7 protein-coding genes and 1 tRNA gene are annotated in these 10,334 nt (G+C 69.0%); 2 read left to right on the forward strand and 6 right to left on the reverse strand.

Going from position 1 to position 10,334, the window contains the following annotated elements; all coding sequences use genetic code 11:
- Positions 1 to 68 precede the first annotated feature (68 nt).
- Positions 69 to 2,717 (reverse strand): type I DNA topoisomerase, encoded by a 2,649-nt coding sequence (gene topA, locus DKM19_RS45915; RefSeq protein WP_110704892.1) that lies wholly within the window; start codon positions 2,715 to 2,717, stop codon positions 69 to 71.
- A 157-nt stretch (positions 2,718 to 2,874) separates the two neighbouring features.
- Here topA and DKM19_RS52370 point away from each other — a divergent pair, with 157 nt between their 5' ends.
- Positions 2,875 to 3,060 (forward strand): DUF5703 family protein, encoded by a 186-nt coding sequence (locus DKM19_RS52370; protein ID WP_084195129.1) that lies wholly within the window; start codon positions 2,875 to 2,877, stop codon positions 3,058 to 3,060.
- Positions 3,061 to 3,241: 181 nt separating this feature from the next.
- Here the strand turns inward: DKM19_RS52370 and DKM19_RS52690 are convergent, their stop codons facing one another.
- The 3 genes from DKM19_RS52690 to DKM19_RS45935 all read right to left on the reverse strand — a co-directional run bounded on the left by DKM19_RS52690 (position 3,242) and on the right by DKM19_RS45935 (position 7,532).
- A complete protein-coding gene (locus DKM19_RS52690; protein WP_162642272.1) occupies positions 3,242 to 5,251 on the reverse strand; it encodes a chaplin family protein in 2,010 nt (669 codons plus the stop codon).
- 245 nt (positions 5,252 to 5,496) lie between these two features.
- The gene (locus tag DKM19_RS45930) at positions 5,497 to 6,117 is read right to left on the reverse strand and encodes a hypothetical protein (protein ID WP_110704894.1); all 621 of its coding nucleotides are present in this window, start codon (positions 6,115 to 6,117) and stop codon (positions 5,497 to 5,499) included.
- A 107-nt stretch (positions 6,118 to 6,224) separates the two neighbouring features.
- Positions 6,225 to 7,532: a M20/M25/M40 family metallo-hydrolase gene (locus DKM19_RS45935; protein ID WP_110704895.1), complete on the reverse strand. Its 1,308-nt coding sequence runs from the start codon at positions 7,530 to 7,532 to the stop codon at positions 6,225 to 6,227.
- 165 nt (positions 7,533 to 7,697) lie between these two features.
- Between DKM19_RS45935 and DKM19_RS45940 the strand changes: the two genes are divergently transcribed.
- A tRNA-Leu gene (locus tag DKM19_RS45940) sits at positions 7,698 to 7,783 on the forward strand.
- A gap of 211 nt (positions 7,784 to 7,994) precedes the next feature.
- Here the strand turns inward: DKM19_RS45940 and DKM19_RS45945 are convergent.
- Positions 7,995 to 8,732: a hypothetical protein gene (locus DKM19_RS45945; RefSeq protein WP_110704896.1), complete on the reverse strand. Its 738-nt coding sequence runs from the start codon at positions 8,730 to 8,732 to the stop codon at positions 7,995 to 7,997.
- A 261-nt stretch (positions 8,733 to 8,993) separates the two neighbouring features.
- Complete coding sequence (locus DKM19_RS45950; protein ID WP_110704897.1) at positions 8,994 to 10,247, reverse strand: hypothetical protein; 1,254 nt, start codon at positions 10,245 to 10,247, stop codon at positions 8,994 to 8,996.
- Positions 10,248 to 10,334 lie beyond the last annotated feature (87 nt).

The raw sequence follows: 10,334 nt of genomic DNA on the forward strand, positions 1-10,334 counted from the left end.
GGGACCTTGAGGTCTCCGCGTGGGCTCGGCGGCTCAGCCGTTCCGGCTCAGCCCGTCCGGCCTTCCGCTCAGGCCTTGGCCTTCGCGCGGGTGGGGCGCTTGGGCGCCGGGCCGCGGGCGCGGCGGTCGGCGAGGAGCTCGGCGGCGCGCTCGGTGGTGACCTTCTCGACCTCGTCGTCCTTGCGCAGGGAGGCGTTGGTCTCACCATCGGTCACGTACGGGCCGAAACGACCCTCCTTGACCACGATCGGCTTCTTGGAGACGGGGTCCTCACCGAGCTCGCGCAGCGGGGGCGCGGCGGCGGCGCGGCCCCTGCCCCGGGCCTTGGGCTGCGCGAACAGCTCCTTGGCCTGCTCCAGGGTGACCGTGAACATCTCGTCCTCGGACGTCAGCGAGCGCGAGTCGGTGCCCTTCTTGATGTAGGGACCGAACTTGCCGTTCTGCGCCGTCACCTCCTGCCCGTCGATCTCCCCCAGCGTCCGGGGCAGCGAGAGCAGGAGCAGCGCGTCGTCGAGCGTGATGGTGTCCAGGGTCATCGTCTTGAGCAGCGATCCGGTGCGCGGCTTGACGACGTCGGCCTTCTTCGTCTTCTTCTTGCCCTCGGCCGGCGGCGCCTCCTCCGGGAGGATCTCGGTCACGTAGGGACCGTAGCGGCCGTCCTTGGCCACGATCACGTGGCCGGTGATCGGGTCCTTGCCCAGCTCCCGATCGCCCGACGAGCGGGTGAACAGCTCCTCGGCCCTCTCGGCCGTGAGCTCGTCGGGGGCCAGGTCCTCGGGCACGTTCACCCGGGAACCGTCACGGTCCAGGTAGGGACCGTAGCGGCCCACCCGGATCATGATGTCGGTGTCCCTGATCGAGAAGGAGCTGATCTCCTTGGCATCGATCTCGTCGATGTCGGTGACCATTTCCTTCAGGCCCTCGTCACCGTTCACGCCGAAGTAGAACCGGTGCAGCTCGGGCACCCGCTCCGCCCGGTCGTTGGCGATGTCGTCGAGGACCTTCTCCATGTCGGCGGTGAAGTCGTAGTCGACGAGGTGGCCGAAGTGCTGCTCCAGCAGGTTGACCACCGCGAACGCCAGGAAGGACGGCACCAGGGCCGTGCCCTTCTTGAACACGTAACCGCGGTCCAGGATCGTTCCGATGATCGACGCGTACGTCGACGGGCGGCCGATCTCCCGGTCCTCCAGCTCCTTGATCAGCGAGGCCTCGGTGTACCGGGACGGCGGCTTGGTCGCGTGCGACAGCACGTTGAGCCCGGCCGCGGTGAGGCGGTCGTCCTCGGCCAGGTTGGGCAGGCGCTTCTCGGAGTCGTCGCGGTCGGTGGACGGGTCGTCCGCGCCCTCGACGTAGGCCTTGAGGAAGCCGTGGAAGGTGATGGTCCGCCCGGAGGCGCTGAACTCGACCAGCTCTCCCGAGCTGGACGTGCCCCCCACCTTGACGGTGACCGACTCGCCGACCGCGTCCTTCATCTGGGAGGCCACGGTCCGCTGCCAGATCAGCTCGTACAGGCGGAACATGTCGCCGCTCAGCCCGGTCTCGCCCGGCGTCCGGAACTCCTCGCCCGAGGGACGGATCGCCTCGTGCGCCTCCTGGGCGTTCTTCACCTTGCTGGCGTAGGTGCGCGGCTTGTCGGGCACGTACGCCGCGCCGTACAGCTTGATGGCCTGGCTGCGGGCGGCGGCGACGGCGGTCTCCGACAGCGTGATGCTGTCGGTTCGCATGTAGGTGATGAAGCCGTTCTCATACAGACGCTGGGCGACCTGCATGGTGGACTTCGCGGAGAAGCCGAGCTTCCGGCTGGCCTCCTGCTGCAGCGTGGTCGTCCTGAACGGCGCGTACGGCTTGCGGGTGTACGGCTTGCGCTCGACGGAGTTGACCTTGTACGAGGTGCTGCCCAGCCGTCCGGCCAGTGCCTGCGCGGCCTGCTCGTCCAGGTGGAGCACGCCGGTGCCCTTGAGCGTGCCGTTGCTCGCGAAGTCACGGCCCTGGGCGACGCGCTTGCCGTCCACGCCGGTCAGCGTGGCGGTGAACTCGTGCGGGACCTCGTCGCGGCCGGTGTCGAACAGCGCCTGCAGGTCCCAGTAACTCGCGCTGGTGAACGCCAGGCGCTCGCGCTCGCGCTCCACGACCAGCCGGGTCGCCACGGACTGCACGCGACCGGCGGACAGGCGGGGCTTGACCTTCTTCCACAGGACCGGGCTGACCTCGTAGCCGTAGAGGCGGTCGAGGATGCGCCTGGTCTCCTGGGCGTCGACCAGCCGCAGGTTCAGGTCGCGCGGATTGGCCACGGCTTCCTGGATCGCCCGCGGGGTGATCTCGTGGAACACCATGCGGTGGACCGGCACCTTGGGGTTGAGCACCTCGCGGAGGTGCCAGGCGATCGCCTCACCCTCCCGGTCCTCGTCAGTGGCGAGATAGAGCTCGTCGGCGTCCTTGAGCAGCTGCTTGAGCTTGCTCACCTGCGCCTTTTTGTCATGATTGACAACGTAGAGAGGCTCGAACTCATGATCCACATTGACGCCCAGTCGCGCCCAGGACTCGCCCTTGTACTTCTCCGGGATGTCGTCGGCCTTCTCGGGGAGATCGCGAATATGTCCGATACTGGACTCCACGATGTAGCCATGGCCGAGGTACCCGGCGATGGTCTTCGCCTTGGAAGGCGACTCGACGATCACCAGGCGGGTTCCGCCGGCGTTGCCGTTCTTGGCTGGCACGCTGCTTCCTACCTCGCTGTTCGCATTCGTTCCCCGTTTTCCTTCACTCGGGTTACCCGATCTGGGTCGGGGGCACTCCCAAGGAAAGCCGCAAGGACGCAGAATAAAGCCCTATGAGTATCGACGTCCCCCAGCTCACCCTCGGAGACTAATCGCTGTGCTCGACTACTCCTACTTGGTTCTCCACCTTCCGCGAGGCACCTCCCGGGACGCAGCCCGACGGATACTGACCGAACATGCAGAATACGGTGATTGGGAACTCGACCGTCTGCGACTGTATCCCGACGGCCGCCGGGACGTTCGACTGCGTCGCAAGATCATACGTGTGACCAGGACGATGTGACCCCGGACATGGCTTTGCCCGCCCCGGGCCGCGCCCCCGGAACGGGCAAAGCTTCTGTGCTCAACCGGGCGAGGGGATGTCGCACCTCGAGGGTACGGCTATCCTCCCCCGCCACCGGCAAAGCGTCTGTGTGTCTTCCTCAATAGACTTGAGGAGACATGTCCAATGAGTTACTAATGCCTTACTTCCGGCCGAGGCGGATGCGGCGGGTGGTCGCGAAGAGCGTCGCGGAGGCGGCGGCCATGGCGCCGAGCACGAGGGCGAGCAGCGAGCCGGAGTTCATCCCGGTCATGCCGACGGGCTGAGCGGCGCTCATCAGGCCGACGTCACCGAGCGGCACGACGCCGTCGAGCGGGGTGGAGGGGGCCAGCTTGGTCACGGAGTCCACCGCCGAAGAGCCCTGCGACTCCGGAGCCTGAGCGCTTCCGGAGGTGGCGGGCAGACCCGCCACGTCCTGCGCCGCTCCCATGATGGGCAGCTCCGGCAGCTTGGCCGCATCCTGCACCCCACCGACGACGGGCAGCGAGGACAGGGCGGAACCGGACTTGCGGGCGACGCCGCTTGTGTCCTTGGCCTCGGAGGCGGGGGTCAACGGGGACGCGGACATGAGGCCGCTGGTCCGCTGCTTGCCGACCCTGTGTCCGTAGTCGCCGCCGTGGCCGCCCTGGCCGCCGCCGTTCCAACCGCCGTTCCAGCCATCCTGGCCGCCGCCGTTACCACCGGGGTGCCCGGACGGGCCGCCGACGTGGGCGCCGCCGAGGCAGCCCGCGGCGGCGTCACCCAGGACGGCCACGGCGTTGCCGCAGACGTTGATGGGCGCGGTGATCGGCGCGATGATCTGGTTGCCGCCCAGGATCGAGTTGTCGCCGTTCGTACGGTTGCCACCGGCCCCGCCGCCCCCGCCGAAGCTCTTGACGGACGCGCCGCCCTTACAGCCGGCGAAGGCCTTGCCCAGGACGGCCACGGCGTTGCCGCAGACGTTGATGGGCGCGGTGATCGGCGCGATGATCTGGTTGCCGCCCAGGATGCTGCCCCGCCCGGAGGTCACGTTGCCACCGGCCCCACCGCCGCCACCACCCCAGCCGTTCTCGACGGACGAACCGCCGAGGCAGCCCGCCTGACCGCTGCCGATGACGTTGCCACAGGCGTTGATGGGAGCGGTGATCGGCGCGACGATCTGGTTGCCGCCCGCGATGCTGCCCTGCCCGGAGGTGCGGTTGCCCCCCGCGCCGGAACCCGGGATGTCCCAGCCGGGCTCCTGCCAGCCGGGGCCCGAACCGTGCCCGCCGGAACGCGGGCCCTGCCAACCGGAGCCTGCGCCGTGCCCGCCGGGACGTGAGCCGCGCTCGGAGTAGCCGGACTTACCCGGCCCCTTCGGCTTACCCGGCTTACCCGGCTTACCCGGCCAGCCCGGCTTACCCGGTCCGTCCGGCCAGCCCGGCCTGTCACGGCCGGTGACCTTGGCACCGCCCTCACAACCGGCGAAGGCGTCGCCCAGGACGGCCACGGAGTTGCCACAGACGTTGATGGGAGCGGTGATCGGCGCGATGATCTGGTTGCCGCCCAGGATGCTGCCCCGCCCGGAGGTCACGTTGCCACCGGCCCCACCGCCGCCACCGCCGTTCCCGACGGAGGCACCGCCCTCGCAGCCCGCCTTGGCCTTGCCGAGGACCGCCACGGCGTTGCCGCAGGCGTTGATGGGCGCGGTGATCGGCGCGACGATCTGGTTACCGCCCAGGATCGAGTGGTCACCGCTCGTACGGTTACCGCCGGCCCCACCACCGCCGCCGCCGTTCCCGACGGAGGCACCGCCCTCGCAGCCCGCCTCGGCGCGCCCGAACACCGACACCGCGTTGCCGCAGACGTTGATCGGCGCGGTGATCGGCGCGACGATCTGGTTGCCGCCCAGGATCGAGTGGTCACCGCTCGTACGGTTGCCACCGGCCCCGCCACCATCGCCGCCGCCGTTCCCGACGGAGGCTCCGCCCTCGGAGGAGGCCTTCGCACCTCCGAGCACGCCGACGGCGTTGCCGCTGATGTCGATCGGCAGCTTGATCGGTGCCTTGACCTGGTTGCCACCGCCGATCGAGTGGTCGCCGATGGTGTCGGCGAAGGCCGTACCGCTGCCCATGGCCATGACACCCAGCGCGAGCAGTGCCGCGGGGGCTGTGCCCTTAACCCACGTACGCATGATTGAAGCTCCTAGCGTTTTTTTGGGGGGACCTGACATCCCGTGACGGCATGTGAAGCCGTACGAGGTCCTGACGAGCTCGCACAGCGGAAGCTCCGGGACCGTCACGGTGAATGGGGATTGCCTGCTTGTCGTCCTGCTTGTCACTCGCCGACGGGGCGGCTCCCCTGGGGTCGGGGATTGAGGCACGCTCCGTGAGCTTCGGGGTCATCCCGAAAGGGCGAGACCGGTCTGCGAGACCGCGATCAGTCAGGAGAGAAGGAAGGATCGTCCGCCGCTGTGCGGACGACAGGGGGGAGCACGCACGCCAGAGGGGCGCGCTGTGGCATCAGTCGCGGGTCGTAGACAAACCTCGCGACATCCCCCAGACCCGGTCCTGAGAGGCCGGATCCGCCACTGGTCTGGGGCACGAATCCCTTCGAGCCAGAACCGTGGTCAACGGTGGCGGGGGCCGGAGATCCCGGCTTCGACTGGCTGGTGAGCCCGTCCACGCCTCGCCCCGCCATTGCTTCGGCGGTGTCGGTCGCCGAAAGGATGCCACTGCCCGTGGGGAAATCATCGGCCTGGAGGGCCGATCCGGAAGCGGTTGTGTCGAGGGTGCCGGAGCGCGCTGCCCCTGCCTCCGCGGTGGTGTTCGCGGCTGCCGGAGCGGCGCCGAGGAGCCCGAAGACGATCGCGAGCAGCCATCCGGCGGCCAGAAGACCGCCGATCGCGAAGACTCGCCCGACGATCTGCCGAGTGCCGGCCGCGAACCGCGCCATCCGGTCACCCCGGGCGAAGATCGTCTCATCGACGGGAACGGTCACGGGCACGCGCCGGGCAGCGGGCGAGGACGCCCTCCACTGCCCCTGCGGCGTGCGTGCCACGTGACCTCCCAAAGCTCCTGATCGGGCCCGCTTGAGCACGAGCCATGCCTCAACGGAGAGTTACGTTAGCACTACGACGAGTCAGCACAATGAGTTTCCAGAGAACGTCAGCTTCCGTCCAGGAACCGGTCAAGGACCCGCACTCCAAAGCGCAGCGAATCCACCGGCACCCGCTCATCTACCCCATGGAACATGCCCGAGAAGTCCAAGCCCGCCGGCAGCCTCAGCGGCGAGAACCCAAACCCGCGCATACCCAGCCTGCTGAACGCCTTCAGGTCCGTGCCCCCCGACAGGGTGTACGGCACGGCCAGCGCACCCGGGTCCTCGGCGAGCAGCGCGTCGGTCATCGACCGCACCAGTGCCCCGTCGAACCCGGTCTCGATGGCGATGTCGTGATAAACGAACTCCCTGCTCACGTTGGGACCGAGCAGCTCGTCGATGGTCGTGAAGAACTCCTCCTCGTATCCCGGCAGGAAGCGGCCGTCCACGTGCGCGGTCGCGCTCTGCGGGATCACGTTGGCCTTGTATCCGCCGTCCAGCATGGTGGGGTTGGCGGTGTTGCGCAGCGTGGCGCCGATCATCCGGGCCAGCGGGCCGAGCTTGGCCACGGTCGCCTCGGCGTCGTCCAGGTCGAGCTCCAGCTCCAGCGCCCCGGAGATCTCCGTGAGGAAGGTCGTGACCGTCTGCGTGAGCCGCATCGGCCATTCGTAACGCCCGATGCGGCCGACCGCCTCCGCCAGTTCGGTGATGGCGTTCTCGCTGTTGAGCATCGACCCGTGCCCGGCCCGGCCCTTGGCCGTCAGACGCATCCAGGCGATGCCCTTCTCGGCCGCCTGGATGAGATAGAGCCTGCGCGCGTCGTCGAGGGAGACGCTGAACCCGCCGACCTCACTGATCGCCTCGGTGCACCCCTCGAACAGGTCCGAGTGCTTGTCCGCCAGCCACTGCGCGCCGTACGTGCCTCCGGCCTCCTCGTCGGCGGTGAACGCCAGCACGACGTCCCGCGGCGGGCGACGGCCCTCGCTGAGCCGCTGCCGGACGACCGCGAGCATCATCGCGTCCATGTTCTTCATGTCGACCGCGCCGCGTCCCCAGACGCAGCCGTCGGCGATCTCCCCGCTGAGCGGGTGGTGGGTCCAGTCGTCGGGGTTGAAGGGAACGACGTCCAGATGTCCGTGAAGGAGAAGCGCGTCGCGGGAGGAGTCCTCCCCCGCGATGCGGGCGATCACGTTGGCCCTGCCCCTGTCCGACTCCAGGATCTGCGGCTCCAGTCCGACCTCGGCCAGCTTCTCCGCCACATACTCGGCGGCGGCCCGCTCACCGGGGCCGGCGTTGTCGCCCGCGTTGGTCGAATCGATCCGGATCAGGTCGCGGCACAGCTCGACGACCTCGTCCTCACCATTGAGTACGGTCATGTCGACTCCTTCGTTCAGTGCGGCTTATGCCCTCCATCCTGCCGCCGGGAAGCCCTTTCCCACAGCCCTCCGGGAGCTGATCGCTTACCGATATGACGCGGGCTCAAGAGTTTGCTAACCTAAGGTCCGCCGACGAGGGATGACGGTCTCTCGTGCAGGCACCACGTCCGGGTGGCGGAATAGGCAGACGCGCTAGCTTGAGGTGCTAGTGCCCTTTACGGGGCATGGGGGTTCAAGTCCCCCCTCGGACACACCGATATAAATAAGGTCCTGGTCACTCACAAAGTGGCCAGGATTTTTCTTTTCCGGCTGATGGACAAGGCTCGTTCGGTGAGCCGTTCCCAGGCGGCCCCACGCCCCGGTCGGCCTCCTGAAAATCAGGAGCGGTTCGATCAGGGCCGGGGTCTGTCGCGAAAGTCCCGGGTGGCGCCACAGCGGCGCGGGCGCCTTTCGGGGTATGCCCTATTGCGGTCGCATCAGGTCAAGGTCCTCGCCCCACGCGTCCAGCACCGCGCCGTGCCCGGCGCGTCGGGCCGCTGCCTCGACCTGGGCGAAGAGTCGCCGTTGCAGGGACACGTCGCCCGTTCCCGAGATGCGGTTCGCGGCCTCCAGCAGCATCCCGGTGTCCCAGCCGGGCAACGGGCATCGGGCGAGTTCCCATTCCAGATACTTGTTGTAGGGACGTGGGCGACGGTCGAGAGCGAAGAGCAGCTCCAGCAGAAACCGGACGCTGTCGGCGGCGTCGAGGCGGGCGGCGAGCGAATGTCCGTCACGGTCGTTCTTGACGGAGCGGTAGAGGGAGTTGGCATAGGCGTCGAGCCATTCACCGGAGTCCCGGAATGCCTCATCGGCGTCGAGCCGCGCCTTGGCGGCCAGGATCCGGGCGATGCCTCCGTCGAGCCGGTCGAGCACGATCCGGGCGCGGGCGAGGGCATAGCGCTCGAAGCCAGGCATTCCAGCCGCGCGAAACTCGGCGAGGTAGACGATGACGAGGTCGAGCTCAGGAGTGCGGTGGCCGGCGAACCGGGTGAGATCCGTTGTCGCGCCGTCGGCGAGGACGACGTACAGGTCGTGGTCGGAGTGCTCGGTGGTCATGTCGTCGTGGGCGCGGGAGCCCTTGAGAACGAGGCCGGCGACGGCGGGGTCGGCGGCGGCGAGCTCGACGAACTCGCGGTAGGTGAGGGGTCGCCGGGTGGGCATCGTGTGATCTCCGGTGGGTGGTGGCGGATATGCCTGTCGGGGCGGCCCCACCAGCCGGGGTCGCCCGCACCGTCTGCGGCGGCACGTGGCCGCCGCCCGGAGGATCAACGCACGCGTGGACTTTGTCGCCGGGCTGTCCGAAAGACACCGAAATCGGGGCGACCTCAGGCGGAGCCGGTTTCGCAGGACGGTGGGAGGCCCCGCTGGGACGGCGCGCGACCCGGAGGCGGGGCGCGCGCCGTCGCGTATCGAGGGGAGACCTCAGGAGACGGTGAGCGTGCCGTTCGCGTTCCGGGCGCACGTGACGATCGTGCGGGGCGTGGCGATGAGGGCGCCGGTCAGGCACTGGCCGAGGACGGTGTGGCCCGCGGCGTTGGGGTGCCACGCCTCCTGGCAGGTCTGGAAGTAGGTGACGCAGGTGTTCGCCACCCGCTGGACCCCGATCTTGTCCCAGCCGGACAGGCTGGTGACGTACGTGCCGGTCGGCCCGTCCTGCACCCGGACCGGCGTGGCGAGCGCGCCCGTCGGACTGCCGGGGTTCTCGCAGAGCCGGGCCCCGTCGAAGGCCTTCTGGACGTCCAGCACGCGCAGGTCGGCCGCCGGACGCTCGGCCGCCAATGTGGCGTAGGCGTTCTTGACCAGGGAGCCGAGGTTCTGGGAGAACACGTGCCCGGGGGCGAGGCTCGCGCGGTGGATCGGGCAGCCGGCGGCGTACCGCTCGGCGCCGAGGGCGCGGAACTTGTCGCGGGTGTCGGTGCGGTTGTCCTCGTCCCGGTACTGCGGGGCGACGTCGAGCGGCAGTGGGTTGGTGTAGGTCTGCAGGACGACACGGTGGACACCGTCGGCGTCGATCTGGGCGAGGGTGTCGAGGATCTGGCGCAGGGCCGCGGTGGTCTCGGTGGTGGCGGCGGCGACCTCGGCGTCGGAGGCCAGATCCGAGACGGTGCAGGGCTCCTGCGGCACGTCGCCGCCCAGGTAGGCCCAGAACTCCCACCAGCCCGTCCAGGCGTCGGCGATGAAGCGGTTGGCGCACACCGTGGCCACGTCGCCGAAGGTGAACTGGCTGTTGTTGGAACCGAGGCCGACGAGGACGACGTCGATGTCGTGGGTCTGGGCGACGGCGCGTAGCTGGTCGAGCTGCGAGGCGACGGCGCGGCCCTTGGCGCGGGCGCCGGAGGGGTTGGCGATGTCGGCGGGCTGGCCGCCGGAGCACGCGAGGTTGAAGCGGTCCTGGATGCCGGGGAACGACGCCTTGAACAACGAGGCGTTCGCCGACCGGTGGCAGAAGTAGGCGTTGCCGTTGGCCGCCGACCAGCCGGGGAAGGCCTGTGCCGTCCCGGAGATGTCGACGACGGGCTGGTAGTCCCCCGCGCCCTCCCCGCTGACGAAGCTGTCGCCGAGCGCGACGGCGGCGGTGGGCAGGGCCGCCTGCACCGCTCCGCCCTGGATGACCTGGATGCCGACCGCGCCCATCAGGAGCGCGGCCATCGCGGCCGCACGCCGGAGAATCCTCACAACCGCCTCATTTCCTACTAAATCAGTATGAAATAACGGATATCTAGATCCCAACATGCCGCGCCGATGGCGTCAAGATCTCCACGA

Source organism: Streptosporangium sp. 'caverna', assembly GCF_003203775.1.
GTDB classification, from domain to species: Bacteria; Actinomycetota; Actinomycetes; order Streptosporangiales; family Streptosporangiaceae; genus Streptosporangium; species Streptosporangium subroseum.